The following is a 26,665-nucleotide window of genomic DNA, read 5'->3' as shown; positions in this document are numbered from 1 at the left end:
TTTATTCTCGTTAATTATCGGCTTAGGCCAGAAGTTATAGAAGGGCTGAATAATGCTTCAAAGCCAAAGTTTTCAAGCCATCTAACATCGCTATTAAACATATCACGCAAATCAGGAATGCCGTATTTAAGCATTGCAAGGCGGTCTATACCCATACCGAATGCGAAACCCTGATAAACATTTGGGTCAAGGCCACATGCGGTTAAAACATTGGGATGCACCATGCCGCAGCCCAAAATTTCCAACCAATCATTACCAGTTCCGATTTTTAATTCCTTACCCGAACGATCACAACGAACATCAACTTCAGCAGAGGGTTCAGTGAATGGGAAATGGTGCGGGCGGAATTGAACATCAACCCCGTCAACCTCAAAGAAGCGCGCCAAAAATTCCATTAAAACGCCTTTAAGGTGGCCCATATGCACGCCTTCTTCAATTACCAAACCTTCGATTTGGTGGAACATTGGCGTATGGGTTTGGTCATAGTCACAACGATAAGTACGACCAGGGGCAACAATGCGAATTGGCGGCTTTTCATTCTTCATAGTGCGAATTTGTACCGGCGAAGTATGGGTACGCAAAAGTTTGCGTTCGCCTTTTTCATTCGGCTGCATAAAGAAGGTGTCGTGCATATCACGCGCTGGATGCTTTTCAGGAAAGTTTAGCGCGGTGAAATTATGAAAATCATCCTCAATATCCGGGCCTTCTTTTACGCTAAAGCCCATGTCGGCGAAAATGGTTGCAACTTCTTCAAAAACTTGCATGATTGGATGGATTGAACCTTGGCGGCGCGCCTTAGCAGGTAAAGTTACGTCAAGATGTTCGGCAAGTAAGCGTTCATCAAGCGCCTTATCAGCAAGGGCGATTTTCTTTTCGTTAATAAGGTCATTAAGTTTGTTTTTAAGGCCGTTTACTTTTGGTCCAAAAACCTGACGCTCCTCAGAGGACATACCGCCCAAACCCTTCAAAAGCTCAGATACACTGCCTTTTTTACCTAGTGCTGATACACGTAATTCTTCCAGTGAGGCTTCATTATCTGCCGCATTCAATTGCGCCAATAATTCGCCTTCTAATTTTTCAATTTCCAAAGTCATCTAAATTTCCAGTTTTTCTGGTGATTTTCCAATTTTATGGGACTGCCTATGCACTTTTTGTGTTAATTTTGCAATTGCTAAAGGCTTAATTAAATGGTTTAATTTTTGTGACTTGTGGCAATGCGCAATGCCAATAGCCCAAACACGCTTGCAAGCAGATAATTTGAAATTCTTTTAAAACCACTATTTCCGCTTATGATTTTATGAAAATGTGCGGTCGCAATCACCACTGCCCCCATGGCAATCAGCCCCATAAGGTCGGCGATTAAACCAAGAATCAAGGTTTGCCACACCACCGAACCACGCTCAGGATGCCAAAATTGCGGATAGATAGAAAGCGCGAATAATATACATTTCGGGTTCAAAATATTATTAATCATGCCATCAATGAAAATGCGATAATTTGGAATTTTGACAGGTTTAAAATTAGTAGCCGCCACACCTTTTTCCGATTTCAGCGCATTAAATGCAAGCCATAATAAATACCCCACCCCTGCCCATCGAATTATCTCATAAACAATTGGGATTTTTGCAATAATTGCAGCAAGCCCAATCGCAACCATTAACGCGGTTATTAGCGCCCCCGTCATGATACCACACATAGTCAAAAATCCGGCAAGGCGGCCTTGGGTAAGGGTACGTGTACTAACCAAAAGCATGTCTGCCCCCGGTGTGATTGCAAGAACAAATGCCGCGGCAGTAAAAATCAATAATTCATGCCCGCTAAACATTATTGCCCCTAACCCCTGTGTGTTGTTGCAATCTTAAGGGCAAGCCCCAAATAAACGGTTGGCAAAAGGATTTTCATGATTTTACCAATTCGGTCGGAATTCATAATGATATGGCGAAACTTGCCCGCAAAAATAATTGCCGCGCCAATTATCACTGTATCAAAACTTATAAGAATTGTGGTCATAATCATGGTTTGCAAGAAAATTGAGCCACGATCCGGATGCCAAAATTGCGAATAAATGGCGAGTGCGAACATAGCCCCCTTGGGGTTTGAAATACCATTTATAAAGCCGTCAAAAAATATCTTGGTAAGCGGGGTTTTTGCCACAAGATGCGGATCAAGATCTGGTCTGAAATCTTCTTTGAATGCCTTGATTGCAAGATAAACAAGATATGCCGCACCCGCCCATTTTATGATTTCAAAAACTATTGGGATTTCAATAATTAGTTTTGCCATGCCAAGCGCCACCAATGCACCCAACACATAATTGGCAACCACCGCCCCCAAAAGCGTGGCAAACCCCGCCCTGTAACCATGGCTTAGGCCGCGCGTGCTTGCAAGAATCATATTGGGCCCCGGTGCAATACAAATTGCAAAGGCAAAAGAACAAAAGACAAGGATTTCAGATAAGGTAAACATTTCAAAATACCTAAGGCATAAATAGAAAATAAAAAAGCCCGAACACTAGGTTCGGGCTTTTGAAAACTGTTATTGCAACAAAACTATGCTGCTAATGCTTTCTTTGCCGCGTCAACCAATGCCGCAAATGCGTTTGGTTGCGAAGTTGCCATATCAGCCATAACTTTACGGTCAACAACGATGCCAGCTTTGGTAAGGCCGTTGATGAATACAGAATATGTTAATTCGAATTCACGAACAGCAGCGTTGATACGCTGAATCCAAAGTGAGCGGAAATTACGTTTTTTCGCTTTACGGTCACGATAAGCATACTGACCAGCGCGCCATACAGCAGCGGTAGCAGTACGAATAGTGTTTTTACGGCGACCTTGGTAACCTTTGGCACGAGCCAAAATACCTTTACGGCGAGCGCGGGTTTCTTTACCAGCTTTAATACGAGCCATTGTTCAAACCCTCCCTATTTCAAGCCATAAGGGGTCCAAAGTTTCACGCGAGTTGCATCAGCATCTGCGAGAACATCAGTACCACGGTTGTTACGAATATATTTTGAATTGTGTGACATAAGACGGTGACGCTTACCAGCAACACCACACATCACCTTACCGGTAGCGGTAATTTTAAAGCGCTTTTTAACACCGCTTTTGGTTTTCAATTTAGGCATTTTCATCTCCAAGATAGAAGTTTAACAAAGCACCCAAGGCAATGCCATTTCGCCCGAGCGCTAAAAGAGAGTGGGCTGTTAACGTAAAAGTACCGGCTTTGCAAGCCCTATCAGCATTTTGCCCTTATAAATTATGCTATTGCGACCTTGCGGTTTCTTTTAAGCAATTTGGTTGTAATTTGCGAAAGTGGCTTATCAACATATTTTTGGAACATGAATGCAAACGCGATTGAAAATGCAATCATCGTGAACCAAATCCCCCAAAGGGCAATTTCAGGGAGATGAAGCCTATCTTCAATAATCTTTAAAATTCTAAAACCAATGATTTGAATTGGCGTATGCACAAGGAACAATGAATAAGACGCTTTTCCCATTTCCTTTGTTATCGTGGTTTCATTGAATGTTACACGTGACGAAATTGCCATGAATGCACAGGTTAAAAGCAAAATAGCATTATCGTTAAACACACTATTTGTGTTTTCATATGCAAAGAAAATTATTCCCGCCAAAAATGTCGTTGCCCAAATAAAATATTGGGTTTTATTGACCATAAGTCCGCGTGTCATTAATTCGGCAATAACCCCCATCATAAAGAATGGAATTGCACGCCCCAATGAGAATTGTAATGCAAGTTCAACCATGCGGCGGTGAAATACATAATGAGAAAATAAATTCGCCGAAATCAGAATTACCGCCAATAGCACCACAAGATTTCCAAGCGACAATTTTTTGAGATGCCCAATCACAAGCGCGTAAATCGCATAACAGATTAATAATGATGAAATAGTCCAGGTTGGTAAATTCCATGCCGGCGTGTCTTCAAAGCCCCAAGAATAAACAAGCGTCAATTGTTCAAGCCAACCGTGCAAAGTAAATGCCTGTGGGTGCTGTGGGCGAAATCCAAAAAGTGTCAGCCCATAAATAATAATGCCAAACACAATCAAAACTACGGCATGCGATGGAATAAGGCGGGCATATCTTTTTAGCATAAAAGATTCAAAATTTATGTGACCTTCGGAGATATTATTGGCATAGGCGCGCGCCATCACCAACCCCGAAAGCATCATAAAGAAATTTGTTGCAAGCCAACCCTGTTTCATCAATGGTTCCATAATTTGAACCTTGGTCGGGGCATCATCATAATAATGGAAAGTAAGAATAAAAAGCGCCGCCATAAACCTTAAAATATCAAGGCTGGCACCGCCAATTCTATTTTGAACAGCTTGTTTATCAGACGTATTAATGGCTATGACTCATAAAAAAGCATTCTTTACCACGAAACCTGCCCCTCAGATTCGCACAGAATGCACGGCAATTATAATGCCATATTGTTTTCTTTTGGGTTAATGTAATTGGTAAAACTTCTTCATATTGGCTTAGGCATATGAATTTGTTGAGTGTTTTTTAAGAATTTTGCTGTGGCATTCGCCAAAGGTTTATCAATATAGCTCTTAAACCAAATCGCAATTGCAACTGACGCAATTATCATTATGGCAATTACGCCCCAAAATACATATTCAGAATAAAAAGCCTTGCCTTCAAGATTTCTCAAGATTTCAAAACCTATTAATTGCGTGGGTGCATGAACAAGATATAATGAATAAGAGGTTTTACCCAATTCTTGGGTTTCTTTTGTTTCTTTAAAATTCACTCGTGATGATATTACGGTAAGAATACAGATGAGGGCTATTATAATATTATCTTTTGCGACAGACAAAATATTAAGATACTCATCATTCGCATAAACAAGCAAAACTATTGTTGCAGAAATAAGCCCTGCACAGCACACATATTGTGGCTTATTTATTTTAAGATTTCGGGTAATAATATCTGCAAATACCCCAAGCATAAAAAACGTCATTGCACGTAACATTGGGTAAGTTTGAATCTCAACCAAACGATCATTGAAAACAAATTGTGCAATGAGGTTTCCTGCGATAATCACCATTATCGCCAGCAATGAAACAATTATTTTGGGCAATTTATTGATGTATTTAATTGTAAGATAAAAAAGCATATAGCATATTATAAGCGTTGAAATCGTCCACGTTGGGAAATTCCATACATGTATTTTAAGACCCCATGCGTGAGAAAGCGTAAATTGTTTAATCCAGTCTGTAAAATTATAACCCCAACCATCATGCAGTTTATAGCCTGATATTGAAACCGCGGTAATAATAATTCCGAAAACAATCAAAACCACAGCATGCGATGGAAAAAGCCTAAAATATCTTTTGATAATAAAATCATGAAACGTAATCTTGCCCGTTGAAATAGTGTTTGAATATGCGCGCGACATAACAACACCCGATAATATCAAGAATAAATCCGTACCAAGCCAACCCTGCTTTAATAATGGCTCAAAAACACTAGTTTTTGACGATATATCGTCAAAGCAGTGAAAGAGCATAATAAAGAAAGCCGCCAGAAAGCGCAGTACATCAAGGCTGGCACCGCCAACCCTTTGCTGCACCTCTCGGTTTGCAATGGTGTTCATGATAATACAGTCAAAAGTAATATTTATCAAAATAGATAAATTAAGATTTTACAACATAAAGAGTTATGGTTCTTATTTATTACCTTTGGGTTAACAACTTAAAATAATTAGATTAAGTTTTTATTGCAGTTTTATTAAAGCGTAATTTAAAGGCATGTTGCCGCATTTTTGCCTTGGGAACATAGCATTACTCATGCCAAGAAGCATAATATCAACTTAGCCAACGCCTTATGTGCGCGGTTTATTTATTAAATTTATAAGATTTAAGGCGCTATTTCCCGACATTATTTTTCGTGGTCAAATATTGCAAATAAAACAGCTTATTTGACGCAAAAATAATGGAATTTGACCTTGATTAATTAGTCGTTTCTTTTTGGCTTGCTAGAAAATCAGTAAAAATCTTCTCTGCTTCATCACGTGCAGTGGGATCGCCGACATGAAGCCAAAGACCATCAAGAACAATACCATAAAGGCGCCCTTTTGGTGCCCATTCTTCAAACCAGGTTTTGGCAAGTGAGCGTTTCACAAGTGGCTTATCTTTGAACAATTCAGTCCGCGTGATTTGCACGCCGGCATAGGCATAGGGCGCACTTTTGGCATCACCACGGCGGGTAAGTCGGCCTTCTTCATCCATGAAAAAGTCACCCGCGCCGTCAAAACCAGTGGTATTTTCCATTTTTGCTAAAAGCAAAAGACCATCCATTTTTTGTGGATCATATGCCTCTATTGCACGCTTAATTGCGGTTTCATCCATCCAAATCGCATCGGCATTACAGGTTAGGATTAACCCCTCCCCCATTAGCGGGAGGGCATTGATTAAACCGCCCTCTGTTTCCAATGGCTCTGGCAAAATATCTTCGCGTGAATAAACAATTCTTGGCAATCTATCTTGGCGTTGTTCTAGGTGGTCAATCAATTTTGATGCAAAATGGAATGTATTGACCACAACCTTATCAACACCTGAGGCCGCCAATTGATCAAGCATATGGTCAACAAGTGTACGGCCCGCAACCTCAACCAAGCCTTTTGGTCGATCATTGGTAAGTGGGCGCATACGTGTTCCCAGCCCTGCGGCGAAAACAATGGCGCGCGGCTTGCCTGATTTAAACATTAATCTGCCCCAATTCTTTTAAAGGTGCGTATTTATCAATCCAGTTTTTTAATGCGTGTAATTCAGGGTTTTTTAGAACGGTTTCCAAATGCCCAACCATACGAGGCATGAATGCACGGTATTTCTCTTTTTTATCGCGTTCAATAAGGCGCGCAAAGATGCCGATAATGCGAAGAATGTTTATCGAACCTTCAAGGTCGATTTCATTGCGCAAATCTTCTTCTACAATGCGCATGGTTGCAACATATGCCTTTACGGCGGCTTCATGGGCTTCTTTGGAAACATCGCGGCGCGCATCATGCAAAAGCATTGAAAAATCCCACGCACGGAAACCAATAACCGCATCCTGAAAATCCAACAGACCAATTTTTGCCATGCCTTCACGATCATTCAAATAAAGCATGTTTTCGGCATGATAATCACGCAAAGTAAGTTTACGCGGATGCTTAAGGATTTTGGCAATAATATCAGAACGAATTTGCGCCCATTCCGCCAAAACTTCTTGTGAATATTCCGCCATACCCAAAAACTGCGGAACCCAACTTACAAATAAGTCGGCGTTCACGGTCAAGGCAAGCGCATCAAATTCAAGCAATGGCCAAACCCCATTTGGCGCCGGAAGCTCAGCAGGGATTTCGGTATTATGCAATTTTGCCAATAATTCACCGGCAAGTTTATAAAGTGATTGTTCTTTATAAACGTCTTTATCCTTCAAAACCTCTGCATATAAATCGAGGCCAAGATCTTCAATAACCGCCACGCCTTCTTCAACATTGCTGGCATAAATGCGCGGGGTGGAAAAACCATTTTTGCTTAGAAAATTGCTTAGGGCGACAAAAGCCTCAACCCGCGAACCGGCAAGGCGCGAAGTTGCATTCCAGCCAAGATCAAGACGTTCCTCAACACTTGCATCTTTTGGGCATGGCGGGTTTTCGTTTCCCGGCGGTGCTTTCATTAAAATTGCGGTTTGATTATCCTTATAAAGGCGTTCATACGAACGGGTGGACGCATCTTCCATCAATTTAATTCGTTGGCAATTTTCAAATCCGGCTTTTTGGATTATATCATCAATCGCTTCTTCAAATGAACTCATTATACAAATCTCTAAACCGGTGTTGCCAATATTCGGTATATTCCTTGCCGCCAACAATCTTTAAAAGTGCCGCGCGTGCAGGCAACGTTACATTTTCTTTAGTTACAAATTCGACATAAATTTCAAGTCTTTGTTGCGGTAAATACTGTCCTGCGCGCTCTACCCATTCGCAAAGGGTAATTTTTTCGGAAATTTCTTCCCAACCCAATTCCCAAATATCATCAGGCGATTCAATTCGATAAAGGTCAAAATGCCAGATTTCGCCCATTTCGCTATCATATGTTTGCAAAATCGTGAATGTCGGGCTTGGGACCTCTTCGGCATCGGTCAATTCAGATATAAAGCCACGCGAAAATGTGGTTTTGCCCGCACCCAAATCACCATAAAGGGCAAAAAAATCGCCAATTCGTGCATTCTTCGCCAATAATGCACCAAGTTTTAGAGTGTCATTTTCGTCTTTTAATTCAATCCGCATAAGCCCATTTAGCATAAAGAAATAAATGTGACACAGAAATTGTACATAAAATCTGTTGCAGACACTTAAAGATTTCTTTATATGTTTAAGTCATTAGAAATTCGCCCGATATATATGGGCAAAATGGGATTTAACATGACTGATTATATCGTAACCGACATTGGGCTTGCTGATTGGGGCCGCAAGGAAATTAAAATTGCCGAAACCGAAATGCCGGGTCTTATGGCTACTCGTGAAGAATATGGTCCGAAACAAATTTTAAAAGGCGCGCGTATTGCCGGCTGCCTTCACATGACCATCCAAACCGCAGTGTTGATTGAAACCCTAACCGCATTGGGTGCAGAGGTTCGTTGGTCATCTTGCAACATCTATTCAACCCAAGACCAAGCTGCGGCGGCGATTGCGGCAACTGGCGTTCCAGTATTTGCAAAAAAAGGTGAAAGCCTTCTTGAATATTGGGAATATGTTCACAAGATTTTTGAATGGCATGATGGTGGCTACCCTAACCTTATTCTTGATGATGGTGGTGATGCGACCCTTCTTTGCGTTCTTGGTCCAAAAGCTGAAAAAGATCCAAGCGTGATTGCAAACCCGCAAAACGAAGAAGAAGAATGCCTATTTGCGGTTATGAAAAAATATTTGGCTGAAAAACCTGGTTTCTACACCGCGATTGCAAGTGCAATCAAAGGCGTTTCAGAAGAAACCACCACAGGCGTTCACCGCCTTTACCAAATGGCAGAGCGTGGCGAACTTCCATTCCCTGGCATCAACGTTAATGACAGCGTGACCAAATCAAAATTCGACAACCTTTATGGCTGTAAAGAATCTTTGGTTGACGGTATCCGCCGCGGTACAGACGTTATGATGGCGGGCAAAGTTGCAATGGTTTGCGGTTTTGGTGACGTTGGCAAAGGCTCTTCGGCATCACTTCGCAATGCTGGTTGCCGTGTTATTGTTTCTGAAATCGACCCTATTTGTGCGCTTCAAGCGGCTATGGAAGGCTATGAAGTTGTTACAATGGAACAAGCCGCACCACGTGCCGACATTTTTGTTACCACCACCGGCAACAAAGACGTAATCACGCTTGACCATATGCGCGCAATGAAAGATCGCGCAATTGTTTGCAACATTGGCCACTTTGACAGTGAAATTCAGGTTGCGTCACTTCGTAATCTTAAATGGCACAATGTTAAGCCACAAGTTGATGAAATCGAATTCCCTGATGGCAAACGCATCATCCTTCTATCAGAAGGTCGTCTTGTGAACCTTGGTAATGCGACCGGTCACCCATCATTTGTGATGTCGGCATCATTCACCAACCAAACCTTGGCACAAATTGAACTTCACACCAATTTGGCATCTTATGACAAACAAGTTTATGTCTTGCCTAAAAAATTGGACGAAAAAGTTGCGATGCTTCACCTTAATAAAGTTGGCGCAACCTTGACCAAAATGACCGATGAACAATCAAACTACATCGGTGTTCCGGTTCAAGGTCCTTTTAAAGCGGAGCATTATCGTTACTAGGTCACTTTGCCACCCTCGCGTTACTACGTAACGCTCACTCAGCAAAGTGGAACATAGCGAAAGAAATTTTTGAAAAGTGTGATTTCCAAAAATTTATTACATAATAATAAAAAAAGCCCAAGCAATGCTTGGGCTTTTTGTTATTCTACCTAAATTTTAGTTTGGGGAGGGAAGAGAAGTTTTGCGATGCTTCTGGTCTATCCCCACAATGAAAAATGCCATTAATATTCATGCGATTGAATATTGGTTGGGCGAATAGTGCAGCTTTGGAACATCAGGAAATGTCAGGGTTTTTGCGCGGTTGTTAAATTTGTGGCTTGTCAACAAATGTCAACATTTCGGGGAAATCCATGAAATAGGCACCAATAACACAATTAACCAATTGATTAATAAATATTTTTATTGAAAAATTCGTTGTTACAAATTGTTATAAACGGTTAAAAATTGGGGTAAATGGTCACAAAATATGGATTATCCATGAACTAGATTTTCATGATACCGTATAAGATGCCTAAAGAAATAATTTAATTAATAACTCCTTCCCTTGAGGGAAGGTGGATTTTGACCCAAGGGAAAAATCCGAAAGGGTGTAACAGGCGCATGTAATTATAACTAACACCCTTCACCCACCGCAAAATAAATTTGTGGCGGGAGCTTCCCTCAAGGGAAGCAATTAAGTAGCCTTAATCAGAATTACTTCTTAACCGCCGCTTTTAAATCCGCCACGGTTAATGCCTTAAACACAATCGCCGCGCCCAAATATATCGCAAAGCCGATTAGTGATACCAACAACACCGCCAATTCTTTGCCGCCGATTTTAAGGAATTTGAACCAGCCAATAATATCGTCTTGGAAATATCTGGCAACAAAAAGATAGCCAACCATTACCACACTTGCCATTAGCACTTTTGACAATTTATCAACGACCCATTTTTCCATGCGCCACCAACCACGTTTATAAAGCACACTTATAAGCAAGATGGTGTTTACCCATGCGGCGACCGATGTCCCGATGGAGAGGCCGATATAGCCGGTTTGATTGGTTTTATGCATCCAGTAGAAAAGGCTTGCGCCCACAACCACATTGGCAATAACGCCCGCAATTGCAAACATCATTGGGCTTTTACTGTCTTGGCGGGCAAAGAATGGTGGCGCAAAAATACGGATTAAAACAAATGCCGGAACACCCCACGCATAATTGAAAAGCGCGTTTGCGGTATTCATGCAATCTTGCGCGCTAAATTTACCGCCCGCCCAAAAGCCATACATCAAGAAATAAGGAATTATCAAAAGTGCAATCGCAGCCGGCAAAGTAAGGGACATGGACAGGACCAACCCCTCATTAATCGCCTTTATATCGTCATCCTTATTGTCTTTATTGGCAATTGCAGATGCAATACGCGGCAATAGTGCCACCCCAATTGCCACCCCAATTAGCCCAAGTGGTAATTGATACAATCTATCGGCGGCATTAAGCCATGATTTTGCGCCAACTTCGGATGATGAAAGTGATTGGGAAACAATAACGTTAATTTGGGTTGCCGATCCCGCAATTACCGCAGGGCCCATAACTTTAAGAATGGTTTTAACGTCATTTGTAAGGCGCGGCACACGAAAGCCAATTGAAACCCCAAGCCGTTTACAGCCGTAATAAAGCATTGCCGCCTGTAAAATACCCGCAATTGAAATTGCCACCGCCGCATTTAGTGCCGCTTGTTTCGGATCATGAGTGAAAATCACCGCAAACAGAATACAAATATTCAAAAGTGTCGGTGCAGCAGCAGAAAGCGCAAACTTGCTTGCGGTGTTTAAAATGCCTGCAAATAATGATGAAATCGCCATACCAATCAAATATGGCATTGTGATTTGGGTCAATAAAACCGCAAGATCAAAAGCTTCTTTATGGTTTGCCTGACCGTGGTGGATTACAAAAATAATCCACGGCATCGTCACCTGCATTACAATGGTCAAAATTGTTGAAACCAATGTCAAAACCGAAAAGGCATCAGACGCCATTATTTCGGCTTCTTCGTGGGTTCTTTCCTGACGCACTTTGGCATAAAGCGGAACAAAGGCTTGGGAAAATGCCCCTTCTGCCAAAATGCGGCGGAAAAGATTGGGAAACATTTGCGCGGTGATAAAGGCATCACCAATCCAACCCGCGCCAATCATATTGGAAATTGCGCGGTCGCGCGCATAACCCAAAAGCCGGCTTAACATTGTGAATAAAGATTGGACAAGGGTATTGCGCGCTAAAGACATAAATTAGCCTTATAAAAGCCTATCGGCGGGTTGATGAACGTGCCTGTGCAAGTTTGCGGCGCGTTGCGATGGTTGGCGCTTCTAGTTCATTTTGTAGTATTTCTTCAAGCACTTTTTTAAGTCGCTCAATGCGGTGCGGTTCCAACAGCTTTGTGCCATCTAATTTGCGGACATAAAACGCATCCTGCGCCCGTTCACCGGTCGAGGTAATATGGGCGGAAGTTATGTTTAACGCCTCATCCAAAAGTGCCTTGGTTAATTCCGCCAAAAGCCCCGGACGATCTGAACCCGAAACCTCGATAATGGTGTCATTGGTTGAACCTTGATTATCAAAAAGCACAAATGGTTCGACCTGAAACACTTGATGGCGACGTGATGGTTTAAAACCAAACTCACTAACCGCATGGGCATCACCATGAATTGCGGCCGCCAGCTCATTTTCTAATTTGACCAGCATATTTTGGCGCGCTTTACCAAATGCCTCGTAATTGGCATCATGAAGTGTGAAAACGTCAAACGCCACCCCACGGCTAGAGGTAAAGACGCGTGCATCAACCACACTTGCGCTATTGCGGGCAAAGGTTGCCACCATATCATATATCAAACCACGCCTGTCACCGGCAATAACCATAATTTCGGTAACATTGCGCAAATTATCAATACGGTTGGCAATCCAATAATCTTGACCAGATTTTAGGTAATTTGCCGCCTCAACAATATGCCATTCAATCTGGCTTTCATCAAAACCTAGCCAATAGGCATCTTCAATTTCGGTAAAGAATTGCGCAACGTCTTTGCCTTCAAGCAATTTATTACGCTTTCCAGCAACTTGGGCATAAAGTACCTCACGCACAAAGCGTTCATCGGTTTTACCACCCCTTAAAACCGCCTCGGTAAGGTTATAAAGATCGCGCAGCAATTGCGCCTTCCAATCATTCCAAATCCCTGGACCAACCGCACGAATATCGGCAACAGTAAGCACTAGCAACAGCCGAAGGCGTTCAAGATTTTCAACCTCTGCCGCAAATTTGGCAATGGTTTCGGGGTCACTTAAATCACGTTTTTGTGCCACATCAGACATTAAAAGGTGATGCCCAACAATCCATGCCGCAAGTTCAGTTTCTTCTTCACTAACACCAAGGCGTTTGCAGGCAACACGTGTTGCCTTGGCACCCAAAATTTGCTGATCCCCCTCACCTTTGCCGACATCATGCAAAAGCATAGCAAGATATAGCGCAAGGCGATTATGGATTTTTGGGAAAACCGCGCTCGCGATTGGAACTTCTTCGGCAAGTTTGCCTTGCTCAATTTGCCCAATTATTTCAACGGCGCGCAAAGTATGCTCATCAACTGTGAAATGGTGATACATATTAAACTGGGTTTGCCCAACAATGCGTCCAAACTCGGGAACCATGCGCCCCAAAAGGCCGGTTTCATTCATAAAGTTTAGAATATGGAATGGCCCATTTTCCACCGCCATAATTTCAAGGAATTTATGTTTTGCTTCCTTTTGGCGGGATAGGCCGATTGATTTTGGTGCCACTTCGGCAATTTGCGCCAATGAGCGCGGTTCAATATCAAGCCCACGTCGGTTGGCCTCCAAAAACAGATCAAACATCGAAATAGGTTGATTAACAACCGTTTTTGCATCCTTATAACCAATGCGCCCATTGGATAAAACAAATCTTTTATCGCTAAGTGGTTTTTGTTTATTAGAAAAGAATGCACCAAGCCCTGGTGGCGCTTGTTTTAGGGCGTCGGCCTCTAATTTCGCGCTCATGATACGGGTTAAAGAGCCAATTTGCTTTGAAACAACAAAATAGTGTTTCATAAATCGTTCAACCGCCGGATTATCGGCACGGTCGCCATAACCCATACGGCGCGCCATTTCAGGCTGCAGGTCAAAGGTTAGTTTTTCTTCAGGACGACCAGTTAAGAAATGTAAATGGCACCGCACAGTCCACAAAAACTCTGCGGCATCCATAAAGGTTTCCATTTGCTCTTTGGTGAAAATTCCGCGATCCACATAATCTTTTGGGGTATCAACATCAATATTATGGATATATTTGGCAATCCAAAACATTGTGTGCATATCGCGCAGGCCGCCTTTGCCGTCTTTGATATTCGGTTCAACCATATAACGGCTTTCACCCATTTTACGGTGGCGATTATCACGCTCCTTCATTTTGGCGGCAACAAATTCAGGAATTGAATTATTAAATAATTCATTGCGCAGGCGTGTATTTAACTCTTTTAATAAGTCTTCATCGCCACAAATATAACGGGTTTCAAGCACAGAGGTGCGAATGGTGAAATCTTCTTTTGCCGCGCGCAGACATTCAGGAATGGTGCGTGACGCATGACCCACCTTTAGCCCCATATCCCAAAGCATATAAAGCACATATTCAATCACACTTTCGGCCCATGCGCTTTCCTTGACAGCGCGGATGAACATCAAATCAATGTCTGAAGATGGCGCAAGGGCATTACGACCATAGCCGCCAGTTGCACAAATAGTAAGGCGTTCGGCGTTTGTGCGGTTATGCACCCTAAAAATATGCTGCAAAGTGAAATCATAAAGCGCGGAAATAACCACATCTTGAACAGCAGCAAGCAATTCAGCACAATCAAGGCCACCGCCGCCATTTTCAAGGCGCTCTTGAGCAATCATGCGCCCGCGAAATAATGCACTTTTTAAGATATTTAATGCAGCGGCACTTAATGCAGTATCGTCACCACGGTATGTTTGTGCCGCCGTAGAAAGTTGAACACGCAAACGCCACCCGTCAACCACATCATTAATGCGCCAAGGTCTTAATTTGGCGCTTTTATGTTTTAGTTTGACGGGGTTTGCCATTTCAATGCTTAATTATTTAAGAGCTTTTTGGTGCAAGAACCATAGTCATTTGACGACCTTCAAGTCTTGGTTCAAGCTCAACTTTGGCGGTTTCTGCAAAGTCACCTTTGATTCGCATTAAAAGATCCATGCCAAGGTTTTGGTGTGCCATTTCGCGCCCTCTAAAACGCAAAGTGATTTTCACCTTATCCCCTTCCGCAAAGAAACGTGTCATTGCTTTTGCTTTAACCTGATAATCGTGATCATCAATCATCGGGCGCAATTTAATTTCTTTTAGTTCAACGACTTTTTGTTTTTTGCGGGCTTCGGCCTTTTTCTTTTGTTCTTGGAATTTGAACTTGCCGTAATCAAGAATTTTTACAACCGGCGGATTAGCAGTGGCAACGATTTCCACCAAATCAAGACCGGCTTCTTGTGCAGCCTCCAAAGCAGCAACCAAAGGCATTTCGCCTTGTTTTTCGCCGTTTTCATCAATCAACAGAACGCGCGGCGCCCTGATTTCATCATTTACGCGTGGGCCATCTTTTGCTGGCGGGGCTTGGGTTGGTCTTCTTATGTTACTTCTCCTTTAGAAACTACCATATACGTCTGATAATGCCGAAGGTAAAATCAGATTTCCCTTCTATATCATAGGTAAATAATAGAAATGATTAATGGTGCAAGCAGAATTTCTCATAATTGAGGTTTTCTTGCAGATATATTACAATTTCATAAAATGAATTACTTATAGATTTTATTTATAATAGCTAGCAAATTGTCACTAAATCCCGATTAAATTGTGCAAAAACCTATACATAAGTGTAAAATTACACACGAGTTAACAAGATATAAACCAAACTAATATTAAAGTATATTTTCTTGCTAATATCAGGGAATAAATCGGGGTAATTTATATTGTTTAAAAAAGGTGATCGCAGTTTTTACCACAAGATGCAGTCCACCTTGGCTGGTAGGCTGACCTCAATTTATCTCGCATTGAATCTTGTCGCGCTAGCTGTTGTTTCGGTATCGGTATTTTTTAACCTTGGGCCAAACGGAAATCGTTTGGCGGCCATTACCGTGTCATCTTCAACACTTGTGTTTACTGCATCGATATTTTTGATTGTGGTTCGCCGCATTATTGCGCCACTTGAAACCATGACCGACTTTATGCAGCATGCGAACTTGCGTCGTCTTGGCGCGCGCCTTGATATTGCTACCGGCGATGAATTGGAACAATTGTCACGTGCAATTAACACAATGTTGCAACGCCTTGATGCCTCAATGCAACGCATTCAACGTATGTCATTTGTTGATACAGTAACCGAATTGCCAAACCGAGAAAGATTTAAACAAGAAGCCGATGAGGTTATTAAATCTGCGATTTCAACAAAAGGTGTAGGCGCGGCGATTTCAATTGATATTGACCGTTTCTTGCGCGTTCAAAATACACTTGGCAAAGTTATTGGCGAAGAATTATTGGGGCTTGTTACCGAAAGACTTGACGCAGCAGTTCGCGCATCTGATCGCATCGTACGACTTAAAAACTGCGAAACTCGTCCCGCATTATTAGCACGCATGGGTGGTTCTGAATTTGCAATTCTTATTCCTGATGTTGAAGATCCAACCGGTGCTGGAAAATTTGCGCAATTGGTTGCGGCATCTTTAAGACAACCATTTGAATTACAACACCACCGCATCGTATTGGGCGCAAGCTGCGGCATCGCTGTTTTCCCACAAGATGGTGAATCTGGCGATGAAATCATCCGTTCAGCAGAACTTGCAATGACCCATGCGCGTAACGCCGGCGGTGGTCGTTCAATGTTCTTTACACGCAAATTAAACCAACGCGCCCTAAGCAAGTTAATCCTTGAAAATGAAATTCGCCAAGGGATTGAGAAAAATCAATTTGTCCCATATTTCCAGCCAAAAGTAGATTTAGGTACTGGTCGTATTGTTGGGTGCGAGGCATTGGTACGTTGGAATCACCCTAAATATGGCATGGTTTCACCGGCACGCTTTATCCCTGCCGCCGAAGAATCTGGCTTAATTGGTCCATTGGGTGACGTGATTTTACGTGAATCTGCACGTTACGCGGCAAACTGGCTATTGCGCGGTATCGCACTTCGTGTTGCGGTTAACGTATCAACCGCACAATTTAGCGATGACAATTTTGATCACAAAGTTTGCACAGCCTTAAAAGAATCTGGCTTGCCACCAAGCCTATTTGAGTTGGAAATCACTGAATCAATTGCGATGTCTAACCCAGAACGTGTTCAAAGATTGTTAGAGCCTTTACGCTTGAAAGGTGTTAAGATTGCCATTGACGACTTTGGAACTGGGCACTCAAACCTTGCGGCATTAACATCATTGCCATTTGACGTGTTCAAAATTGACCAGTCATTCATCCACGCATTGGGCAAAGATAAACATGCACCGGCGCTTATCGAAACCATCATCGCAATGGCAGGTGGTTTGAATTATGAAACTGTTGCCGAAGGCGTTGAAACCGAAGAGCAAGCGGCATTCCTACGTAAACGTGGCGCAACCCTTGGACAAGGTTATTTGTTTGGCGCACCAATGGCACCAGAAGCTTTTGAGGCATATGCCCGTGAGTGGGTTCAAAATGGCATTCAGCCGCCATTGCCTGAAAAGAAAAACTATCACGATAATGTGCAAGCTGCGCCTGCAGAATTATCTAATCAGTCTAAAGTTGCCTAATTATTGACGCAATGTCATTTTAACTGATACGCATAATTTCATTAGCTTTATTATAGGCTTTTGAGGGCTTTGGGGGCGGAATATGCGAATTGGCGCGGTGGTAATTCTATTACCTTGTCTATTTTATAATCAAGCATTGGCGCAAAGTGTTAACAATGTTAGACAAACCGTTTACGAAGGTAATTTAGGCACCAATAAAATTACATTTGCCACCGTCAAGACCAACAATAAAAATGGCAAAAATTATGAAGCCGCACACTATTTTTACGATAGCTCGCGTATTGATATCCCACTCCTAAAAGCAAATAGCGATACGACCGAATTTAAAGAATTGGCAAATGATGAAAATTGCTATTGGAACGAAGACAAAGACAATTGCAAAACTAAGGGTGTCTTTAAGCTAGCTTTAGATGGCGAAAATATTTCGGGGGTTTGGGTCAATTCGCAAAATCACAAGCAATTAAAAGTCCATCTTAAAAAAGTTGCGACACAAGAATATAAAAGCCAATATACTATAAGCGATTATTCAAGCCTTTTAACCGCATATCCAACCAATGAAAATGGCGACACAATTGAAGGCTTTTATTTAAAGGATGCTTATCAATCACGTATTCTTGCCGGTGAATTAATTTATGGCAAAAGCATTCAAACCACCCAAGGCACATCATATAAAACCATTACCGACAAACAAACCGGGGTTCATTATATTTTGCTTGATAAACTTCCCGATAAAACAATCAAACAAAAAGTAAATGAAAGCCTTTTAAACAATTTTTATGAGATGAAATCCTATGCAATGGAATGCGTTGCATTTAGGGCAAAGGAAGAAAAACCATTTTATAGTAAATATGGTGATTGGGAAAACTATTCATCCAAGGTCAAATTATTAAACCAAAACCTACTTGTTATTGAGGAATTGGGTTCAACCTATTGCGGTGGCGCCCACCCCAATAATACATATTCCCATACTGTTTATGACCTAAATAAGGGGGAGTATTTCAATGGTAACAATTATTTCAATTTCTATACACCGGACCCAGAGGATAAAAACAACCTTATAGAAACCGATGAATATTCAGAATTAAAAAAAGAACTTCGCCCTGGTTCAAAATATTGGATTCGCCAAGATATTGATGCCGGTCTTTTACAATATTGTACTGGCGATGATATGAATTATCTTGAATTTTCGCAAAGCTTTAATCAAAAAGGCATGATCCTTTCTTTAGAAGGCTTACCGCATGTTTCCGGCGCCTGTATGCGTGATTATTACCTTATACCCTATAAAGACCTCACCCCTTTTATGACCGATAATGGCAAAAAGTTTTTTTCAAAAGAGCTAGAAAAATGAAATTATATCCTTTGATTTGTGTTGCATCTCTATTTGCATTTAACGCGGCACTTGCCGGTGAATACCAATTCAATACACCTGTTAAACAAACAGTTTATGAAGGGACTTTGGGCAATAAAAAAATCGTATTGCAAACCCTTGATGCCACGCAAAACGGTAAAACATTCCGTGCCGCAAGTTATTTTTATGCTTCCCAAAGGTTGGAAATACCACTTACGAAAAAGGATAATGGTTTTGAAGAATATTCCAGCAATTGCTACATTGATGAAAAATGTAAGCTCGTGGCAAAGCTATCGCTAACGAATGTTGGCAATGGATTAAAGGGAAACTGGGTTGCGGCCAGTGGCGATAAATCATACGAAGTGTCACTTAAACCCGTTGCCACCGCCACCTTCACCCAACATTATGAAATAAGCGACAATGATGGCATCCTTTCAGATACTATGGACGGCGCAAGCGACCTTGCAAAAAATATGTTCAAAAGAAAAATGGCATTAGGCGAAACCACCTATTCCAAAGAACAATTTATGAATGGTTATGGTTATAAAACTGCAACCGATAAACTAAGCGGAATTCATTATATTATTCTAACTAGTGCACCCAAGGGGCAAAATCTTGGACCAATAAATAAAACTCTTACCGATATCCGCCTTTCTATGGTCGGTTATGGCCTTGAGTGTAAAGCGATGCCAGCGGGCGATAGTCCTGCATATGGGACATTTGGCGATTGGGATTCCTATACTTCTGAACCCGTTAATATAAATGACAGAATACTTGTTACCGAAGAAAGTGGCTCAACATTCTGTGGCGGAGCGCACCCAAATAACAGCTATTTACACGCAATTTTTGACATGAAAACTGGTAATTTGATTTATCATTATGATCTTTTCAAACTTTACTATGAACAAGATTATAACAAGCTACAAACCATTGCGTTTAAAAAGATTTTCAAAAAAATCACAAGCGATAAAAAATATCTAATCAGAGAAGCCAGCGATGATGCGGATTTTGATAAAGAGTGCATTTATGGTGGCCAAGAAAATACCGATGATTTAAATGATAATACTGATTATAGCTGGATGCCGTTTTCAGCCTACCCTGCAAAAGATGGCGTTGTATTCGCGCTTGAAAATGTGCCACATGTAGCAGGTGGCTGTATGGGGGATTATTATAAAATCTCCTATAAAGAAGCCCTGCCCCTTATGACCCCATTGGCAAAGCAATTATTTGCAAAAGAATTAGCAGGCAAATGATGAAATTCTACAAATATTTTATTGCCGCCGCCATTTTCACCCCGTCTTTAGCATTGGCAGAAACACAAATAAGCCAAAATGTTTATGAAGGGACATTGGGAAAAACAAAAATTACTTTGCAGATATTACGCGCCCAAAGCGGTACAAGCGATGTTGCCGCCGCAACTTATTTTTACAATAGCAAACGCCAAAACATAAACCTTTTGCCATCCGATAATAGTGCCGGGGTTTTTAATGAACTTCCGGGTGATTGCACCGATATTGATGAAGATTGCAAAGTCCGTGCTGAATTCAATCTTAAAATTTCTACAATTGGTCTTATTGGTAATTGGGTATCAAAAACCGACAATAAATCATATCCGGTTGATCTTAAATTGGTTGCCCAAAAGCAATATGTTTTTAAAAGCGACATTACCAGTGCTAGTGACCTACTTGATGTATCGAGTTTTCATTATGAAGACAGCAGAAATTTTGACACAAATCCATATTTCAAAAAACAATATTACGGGTCTGTTTCCTATTCCGCACCAAAAATTGTAAATGGTTATAAATTTCAAACCATTTCCGATAATCTTACTAAAATAAGCTATGTAAGTATCGAAAGCCCCCAAAAAGGGCATGATTTGACGAATATCAAAAACGCCTTATCGCTTCGTCACATTGAATTGGTTGCCGAAGGTCTGGAGTGTAATAATACGCTTGCCGAGACTTCTGACAAAAATACTTACGGCTATTATAATGAGTATATGTCCAATGTAATTCACGTAACCGATAATGTTTTGGTTATTCAAGAAGGTGGATCAACCTATTGTGGCGGGGCACACCCAAATAATTCGATTTCGCACCATGTTTTTGATATGAAAAGCGGCAATGAATTAAGCAATAAAGACCTTTTCAATATCTTTATCGAAAAAGATTATAGCACCGAACGAACCCCGCAATTTCAAAAACTTTTCGATAAAATCACAACGCAGAAGAAATATTTATACACCGCCATAGCGGGCGCACCAGATGATTTAGAAGAAGATTGCAAGGCGCTATTTGACGAAAACACTTATATAGCGATTTGGCCTGATAATAAGGGCTTGGTCTTTTCAATCGATGATGCGCCACATGCCATTGGCCCATGTATGGATGATTATTACCGCGTGCCATACAAAGAAATGTTGCCATTCATGACCCCACTTGCCAAACAATTATTTGCAAAAGAGCTTGGCGGCAAATAATCACAACTCCCCCTTGAACCTTTAAAGTAAAAACCCCAAATTGATGTGGAATTTAAAAGAGGTTTAAATGTCTGATTTTGAAAGAAGTGCCGCTGATTGGCGTGGAACGACAATTCTTGCCGTGCGTAAAGGTGGTAAAGTTGTGGTTGCTGGCGATGGTCAGGTTTCGGTTGGTAATACTGTTATGAAGCATGGCGCACGCAAAGTTCGCCGTCTTGCCGATGGCAAAGTTATCGCAGGGTTCGCAGGCGCAACCGCCGATGCATTCACCCTTTTTGAACGCCTAGAACAAAAGCTTGAACGCTTCCCTAATCAGCTTTTACGTGCCGCCGTTGAGCTTGCCAAAGATTGGCGTACGGATCGTTATTTACGCCGTCTCGAAGCAATGTTGATTTGTGCCGATGCCACCGGAACCTATGTCATTACTGGTACTGGTGACGTGCTTGAACCTGATTATGATTGCACCGCAATCGGTTCAGGTGGTGGTTATGCAATCTCTGCGGCACGCGCTTTGATGGATACTGATCTTGATGCCGAAGCAATCGCACGCAAATCAATGGCAATTGCCGCCGATATTTGTGTCTTTACCAATGGCAATCTTACAATCGAAACAATGGATTCAATTAAATAATGACTGATTTAACACCCCGCGAAATTGTGTCTGAACTTGATAAACATGTAATCGGACAAAAAGATGCCAAACGTGCCGTTGCGATTGCTCTTCGTAATCGTTGGCGCAGGAAAAAATTAGAACCGCAATTGCGCGAAGATACTACGCCGAAAAACATTCTTATGATTGGGCCAACCGGTGTAGGTAAAACCGAAATCGCGCGCCGCCTTGCAAAACTTGCGGGCGCACCCTTTGTAAAAGTTGAAGCCACCAAATTCACCGAAGTTGGCTATGTTGGGCGCGATGTTGAACAAATTATCCGCGATTTGATAGAGGCGGCAATCCATTTGGTGCGCGAAATAAAACGCAAAGAAGTTCGTCCAAAAGCTGAAAAGGCTGCCGAAGACCGCGTGCTTGAAGCATTGGTCGGCGTTGGTGCATCCGATTCAACCAAGGATTCATTTCGTAAAAAGCTTCGTGCCGGCGATTTAGACGAAAAAGAAGTTGAAATCGAATTTGAGGCCGCGCCCCCATCCCCACAAATGATGGAATTTCCAGGCGGCATGGGCGGTATGATTGACTTGGGTTCAATGCTTGGCGGCATGGGCGGCAAACAAACCAAAAAACGCAAAGTATTGGTCAAAGATGCCTATGAACCACTTATCAACGAAGAAAGCGATAATTTAATCGATAAAGATACCCTTACCCAAGCGGCGCTTGAACTTGCGCAACAAGAGGGCGTGGTTTTCATTGACGAAATTGATAAGATTTGTGCCCGTTCCGAACGCCAAGGGGCCGACGTTTCACGCGAAGGCGTGCAGCGTGACCTTTTGCCATTAATCGAAGGGACAACAGTTTCCACTAAACATGGGACAGTTAAGACCGATCATATTTTATTCATTGCATCTGGCGCATTCCACGTTGCAAAACCAAGTGATTTATTGCCAGAATTACAAGGTCGTTTGCCAATTCGCGTTGAATTAAACGCCCTTAGTAAAGAGGATATGAAAAACATTCTAACCGAACCACAATCGTCATTGACCAAGCAATATATTGGATTAATGAAAACCGAAGGTGTAACATTAGAATTTACTGATGACGGTATTGATGCAATTGCCACCACCGCCGTTGAAGTTAACACCAAGGTTGAAAACATTGGTGCGCGCCGCCTACATACTGTTCTTGAAAGAGTATTGGATGACATAAGCTTTACCGCAACCGATAAAGAAGGCGAAACCATCATAATTGACGCAAAATATGTCGATGACCATGTGGCAAACCTTGCACAAAACACCGACCTATCAAGATTTGTGCTTTAAAAACAATGCATTGTATCATTACAAAAGTTTATATTTATAAACCTTGTTTTGCCACAATTGCTTACTAAATATAGAATATAGCTTGCGCCTCTCAAGTTTATATAAGTTTCTCCCAAGCCCCCCAAACGCGGTGAAACAAACACCCCCCTAATAAAGAGGCATAAGACCAGATCGTAACCCAGCCCACGATCTGGTCTTTTTTATAAAATTTGCTGTTCCTCGCGTTGCTCGGGCAAATTTGCTCTTCGATTCTACGGAAAACCGCTTCACACTTTTCCTATCTCATCGCTGGGTTATTCACTTCGTTCGTCACTCAGAAATTTGGAAATTACGAAAAATAAAACCGAAAAGCGCGGTTTCCGGTTTCATTTTACATTTATTTTTGCATTCAGTATGTTCGCAAAATAAAGGGTATGATATGCGCCGATGGCGCAATAAATATATTGACAACACATCCCAAAAAGCGCAATCACGCCCACCTAATTTAAAGGTTTTTTACGATGAAAGATTTGCCAGTTTCACCACTAGCACCACAAAAATTTCCAAGCCTTCCAGAGGTTAAGGGGGTTTATGCCGCAACCTATTCTTTGGGTATGTATGGCAAACCACGCGATGATTTATTGGTAGTAAACTTTCTTTCATCGGCATCGGTTGCCGGAACTTTTACCAAATCCAACACACGCTCTTGCGATGTTGATTGGTGCGCAGAAGCATTAAAGCACGGCTTCGCCCGTGGTCTTGTGGTCAATGCCGGCAATTCCAACGCATTTACTGGTCAAGCAGGGATTGATAAAAACAACGCCACATTGGAAAAATATTGCGAAATCGCTGGTTGCTTAAAAGAAGAAGTATTTTTATCGGCAACGGGTGTGATTGGCGTTCCCGTTGCCAAGGATTTGATTTCTTCAAAACTTGAAGCCGTATGGGACAAACTTGAACCTGCCAATTGGGAAAAAATGGCAACCGCCATTGCCACCACCGATACATTTATCAAAGGCGCTGGTAAAACCATTGAAATCGACGGTAAAACCATAAATATCGCGGGCATCGCCAAAGGTTCGGGAATGATTGCACCGAATATGGCTACCATGCTGGTTTATATCTTTACCGATGCAAATATTGCATCACGTGAGTTACAAAAACTGGTTTCCGAATATACCGAAAAGACCTTTAACGCCATTACGGTTGATAGTGACACATCCACATCAGACACTCTATTAGTTTTCGCAACCAATGAGGCGGGCAACAAAGACCTTACTGACAAAGATACCGCTTTTGCAGACGCACTTTATGAAATCATGTTGGATTTGGCTTTGCAAGTTGTAAAAGACGGCGAAGGCGCAACCAAATTTATCAAAGTTGACGTGGTTGGTGCAAAAGATGATGCTTCGGCAAAAGTTATTGCCATGGCAATCGCCAATTCACCACTTGTAAAAACCGCAATTGCTGGCGGTGATGCCAATTGGGGGCGCGTTGCAATGGCGGTTGGTAAATGTCTTGAGCCAATTAACGTTGATAAACTTTCTATCCAATTTTGTGGTCAATGGGTCGCCAAAGATGGCGGTGCCGTAAAATATGACGAAAGCTTGATTGACGAAAAAATGGCCGGAACCGATATCGAAATATTGGTTGATGTTGCAGTTGGTGACGGCAAATACACCGCTTATACCTGCGACCTTACGCATGGATATATAACCATTAATGGCGATTATCGTTCATAAGCTATTCACCGTCACCCCGCACTTATTGCGGGGGACACGATAGGGTATTTTAGTTTAATCCAAAATTCTACGCTTGCGCTTCAATGAAAGTGCATTCTTGACCCTCTGCCAAATTTTCTTCTTTTCCATCGCACGATGAGCCCCAAAAAGTTACAAATGAGCGAGAAAAAGTTGTAAACTTTTTCGATAACGCGAATGAAACTCGCTGTGGCTTTTTGGATAAGGCGAAGAGAAATCAAAACATTGATGGAAAAATCAGTCTAAGATTCTGCGCTTGCGCTTCAATGAAAGTGCATTCTTAACCCTCTGCCAAATTTTCTTCTTTTCCATCAAGGGAACTGGATCAAGGTTTTCAAAAAACTGTTCGGCACATGCACGCCAAGAAAAGGTTTCGGCAAACTTACGGACGGTTACACGGTCAAGCTTTAGTGCGGCTTCTATGTTCGCCTTCAAATCATCGCCAATTACGCCCGCATTAGAGCCAGGGATAATATCTTTTGGCCCCGGCGCATCAAAAGCTGCAACAGGGGTTCCGGTTGCCATTGCTTCAAGAATTACAAGACCAAAAGTATCTGTCAGGCTTGGGAAAACAAAAACATCGGCGTTGGCATAACATTCCGCAAGCTCAGCACCGAATTTAGAACCGGTAAAGACCGCATCCTTATATTTATTTTCCAATTCTTCTTTAGCAGGGCCATCACCCACCACAACTTTTGTACCTTCAAGGTCAAGCTCTAAAAATGCTTCAACATTTTTTTCAACTGATACACGGCCGACATAAACATAAATAGGGGTTTTTAAACCCGCGAATGGACCACGATCTTCTTTGCGTAAATCGGGATTAAATTGTTCGGTATCAACGCCGCGTGACCAGATAGTAAGGTTTTTAAAGCCATGATCTTCAAGTTGTTTCTTCATGCTTTCGGTGGCAACCATAACCCGCCCCGACATTTCGTGGAACCAGCGAACAAAGGCATACCCCCATGATTCAGGAACGGGGAAACGTGCCGAAATATATTCTGGATATTGTGTATGATACGAGGTTGAAAACGGAAATTTATTTTCAATACAAACCGCACGTGCCGTAAGACCCAATGTCCCCTCGGTGGCGATATGCACGGCCTCTGGCTCGAAAACCTCGAAGCGATGCTCAATATCAGCGCGCGCACCAATTGCCATTTTAATTTCAGAATAGGTTGGAAGTGGTAATGTGTAATAGCCATCAGCAGGTGTAACCAACTCAACCTCATGGCCCATTTCTCTTAATTCTTGAATGGTACGACTTAAAGTACGAACCACCCCATTAACCTGAGGTTCCCATGCATCCGTTACCAACATTATTCGCAAGCCGATTCTCCATCATAAGGGTATAATATTCTACATTAACCCGATTTTTTGCGATTTAATTTTCCACGCTTACAAAGCTACTTGTTAGATTTTCCTATTCCATATAGGTATAATAGTATTTTAAACCAATGTGATTCAAGCTGAAACAGCAATAACCAACACTATATGACTGATTTAAATAATAAAACAACA

At 41.9% G+C, this 26,665-nt stretch carries 22 protein-coding genes; 8 read left to right on the top strand and 14 right to left on the bottom strand.

Annotation, left to right across the window (positions count from 1 at the left end; genetic code table 11):
• Positions 1–14 precede the first annotated feature (14 nt).
• The 10 genes from pheS to tsaE form a co-directional block, all read right to left on the bottom strand.
• A complete protein-coding gene (gene pheS / locus KXV15_RS09045; protein ID WP_240007863.1) occupies positions 15–1,094 on the bottom strand; it encodes a phenylalanine--tRNA ligase subunit alpha in 1,080 nt (359 codons plus the stop codon).
• A 98-nt stretch (positions 1,095–1,192) separates the two neighbouring features.
• Positions 1,193–1,825, bottom strand: a complete 633-nt coding sequence (locus KXV15_RS09040; protein ID WP_240007862.1) for a LysE family translocator — start codon at positions 1,823–1,825, stop codon at positions 1,193–1,195.
• An 8-nt stretch (positions 1,826–1,833) separates the two neighbouring features.
• Positions 1,834–2,466 (bottom strand): LysE family translocator, encoded by a 633-nt coding sequence (locus tag KXV15_RS09035; RefSeq protein ID WP_275671600.1) that lies wholly within the window; start codon positions 2,464–2,466, stop codon positions 1,834–1,836.
• Between the two features lie 83 nt (positions 2,467–2,549).
• Positions 2,550–2,909, bottom strand: coding sequence for a 50S ribosomal protein L20 (rplT, locus tag KXV15_RS09030; RefSeq protein ID WP_240007860.1), 360 nt, complete (start codon positions 2,907–2,909; stop codon positions 2,550–2,552).
• A 14-nt stretch (positions 2,910–2,923) separates the two neighbouring features.
• A complete protein-coding gene (gene rpmI, locus KXV15_RS09025; RefSeq protein ID WP_240007859.1) occupies positions 2,924–3,127 on the bottom strand; it encodes a 50S ribosomal protein L35 in 204 nt (67 codons plus the stop codon).
• 131 nt (positions 3,128–3,258) lie between these two features.
• Entirely contained in the window at positions 3,259–4,314 is a 1,056-nt protein-coding gene (locus KXV15_RS09020; protein ID WP_338050441.1) for an acyltransferase family protein, read from the bottom strand.
• Positions 4,315–4,493: 179 nt separating this feature from the next.
• On the bottom strand, positions 4,494–5,624 hold the full coding sequence (locus tag KXV15_RS09015) for an acyltransferase family protein (protein WP_240007857.1): 1,131 nt from the start codon (positions 5,622–5,624) through the stop codon (positions 4,494–4,496).
• 355 nt (positions 5,625–5,979) lie between these two features.
• Positions 5,980–6,735: a nucleotidyltransferase family protein gene (locus tag KXV15_RS09010; RefSeq protein ID WP_240007856.1), complete on the bottom strand. Its 756-nt coding sequence runs from the start codon at positions 6,733–6,735 to the stop codon at positions 5,980–5,982.
• On the bottom strand, positions 6,728–7,828 hold the full coding sequence (locus KXV15_RS09005) for an aminoglycoside phosphotransferase family protein (RefSeq protein ID WP_240007855.1): 1,101 nt from the start codon (positions 7,826–7,828) through the stop codon (positions 6,728–6,730). Before KXV15_RS09005 ends, KXV15_RS09010 begins: the two co-directional genes overlap by 8 nt.
• Positions 7,815–8,303 carry a tRNA (adenosine(37)-N6)-threonylcarbamoyltransferase complex ATPase subunit type 1 TsaE gene (gene tsaE / locus KXV15_RS09000; RefSeq protein ID WP_240007854.1) on the bottom strand — a complete coding sequence of 163 codons (489 nt, stop codon included), beginning with the start codon at positions 8,301–8,303 and terminating at the stop codon, positions 7,815–7,817. Before tsaE ends, KXV15_RS09005 begins: the two co-directional genes overlap by 14 nt.
• 135 nt (positions 8,304–8,438) lie before the next feature.
• Here tsaE and ahcY point away from each other — a divergent pair, with 135 nt between their 5' ends.
• On the top strand, positions 8,439–9,830 hold the full coding sequence (gene ahcY / locus KXV15_RS08995) for an adenosylhomocysteinase (protein WP_240007853.1): 1,392 nt from the start codon (positions 8,439–8,441) through the stop codon (positions 9,828–9,830).
• Between the two features lie 693 nt (positions 9,831–10,523).
• Here ahcY and murJ read toward each other — a convergent pair.
• From murJ to infC, 3 genes are read right to left on the bottom strand one after another with little or no spacing between them, the layout of a single operon-like run.
• Positions 10,524–12,092 (bottom strand): murein biosynthesis integral membrane protein MurJ, encoded by a 1,569-nt coding sequence (gene murJ, locus KXV15_RS08990; RefSeq protein WP_240007852.1) that lies wholly within the window; start codon positions 12,090–12,092, stop codon positions 10,524–10,526.
• Positions 12,093–12,111: 19 nt separating this feature from the next.
• Positions 12,112–14,949: a [protein-PII] uridylyltransferase gene (locus tag KXV15_RS08985; RefSeq protein ID WP_240007851.1), complete on the bottom strand. Its 2,838-nt coding sequence runs from the start codon at positions 14,947–14,949 to the stop codon at positions 12,112–12,114.
• A 16-nt stretch (positions 14,950–14,965) separates the two neighbouring features.
• Complete coding sequence (gene infC, locus KXV15_RS08980) at positions 14,966–15,505, bottom strand: translation initiation factor IF-3 (RefSeq protein WP_240008312.1); 540 nt, start codon at positions 15,503–15,505, stop codon at positions 14,966–14,968.
• Positions 15,506–15,843: 338 nt separating this feature from the next.
• On the opposite strand from infC, the gene KXV15_RS08975 reads away from it, so the two are divergent.
• The 7 genes from KXV15_RS08975 to argJ all read left to right on the top strand — a co-directional run bounded on the left by KXV15_RS08975 (position 15,844) and on the right by argJ (position 25,126).
• Positions 15,844–17,649 carry a putative bifunctional diguanylate cyclase/phosphodiesterase gene (locus KXV15_RS08975; protein WP_240007850.1) on the top strand — a complete coding sequence of 602 codons (1,806 nt, stop codon included), beginning with the start codon at positions 15,844–15,846 and terminating at the stop codon, positions 17,647–17,649.
• Between the two features lie 82 nt (positions 17,650–17,731).
• Complete coding sequence (locus KXV15_RS08970; protein WP_240007849.1) at positions 17,732–18,997, top strand: hypothetical protein; 1,266 nt, start codon at positions 17,732–17,734, stop codon at positions 18,995–18,997.
• The gene (locus tag KXV15_RS08965) at positions 18,994–20,250 is read left to right on the top strand and encodes a hypothetical protein (protein ID WP_240007848.1); all 1,257 of its coding nucleotides are present in this window, start codon (positions 18,994–18,996) and stop codon (positions 20,248–20,250) included. The genes KXV15_RS08970 and KXV15_RS08965 overlap by 4 nt, the downstream gene beginning before the upstream one ends.
• Entirely contained in the window at positions 20,247–21,476 is a 1,230-nt protein-coding gene (locus KXV15_RS08960) for a hypothetical protein (RefSeq protein WP_240007847.1), read from the top strand. The genes KXV15_RS08965 and KXV15_RS08960 overlap by 4 nt, the downstream gene beginning before the upstream one ends.
• Before the next feature lie 67 nt (positions 21,477–21,543).
• Entirely contained in the window at positions 21,544–22,107 is a 564-nt protein-coding gene (hslV, locus tag KXV15_RS08955; RefSeq protein ID WP_240007846.1) for an ATP-dependent protease subunit HslV, read from the top strand.
• On the top strand, positions 22,107–23,405 hold the full coding sequence (hslU, locus tag KXV15_RS08950) for an ATP-dependent protease ATPase subunit HslU (protein WP_240007845.1): 1,299 nt from the start codon (positions 22,107–22,109) through the stop codon (positions 23,403–23,405). Before hslV ends, hslU begins: the two co-directional genes overlap by 1 nt.
• A 500-nt stretch (positions 23,406–23,905) precedes the next feature.
• The gene (argJ, locus tag KXV15_RS08945; protein ID WP_240007844.1) at positions 23,906–25,126 is read left to right on the top strand and encodes a bifunctional glutamate N-acetyltransferase/amino-acid acetyltransferase ArgJ; all 1,221 of its coding nucleotides are present in this window, start codon (positions 23,906–23,908) and stop codon (positions 25,124–25,126) included.
• A gap of 255 nt (positions 25,127–25,381) precedes the next feature.
• On the opposite strand, the gene KXV15_RS08940 is transcribed toward argJ, so the two are convergent.
• Positions 25,382–26,473, bottom strand: coding sequence for a glycosyltransferase family 4 protein (locus KXV15_RS08940; RefSeq protein ID WP_240007843.1), 1,092 nt, complete (start codon positions 26,471–26,473; stop codon positions 25,382–25,384).
• Positions 26,474–26,665 lie beyond the last annotated feature (192 nt).

This window comes from Pseudaquidulcibacter saccharophilus (assembly GCF_019455445.1).
In the GTDB taxonomy this organism is placed as follows: domain Bacteria; phylum Pseudomonadota; class Alphaproteobacteria; order Caulobacterales; family Aquidulcibacteraceae; genus Pseudaquidulcibacter; species Pseudaquidulcibacter saccharophilus.
This window is presented reverse-complemented; position numbering and strand designations above follow the sequence as displayed.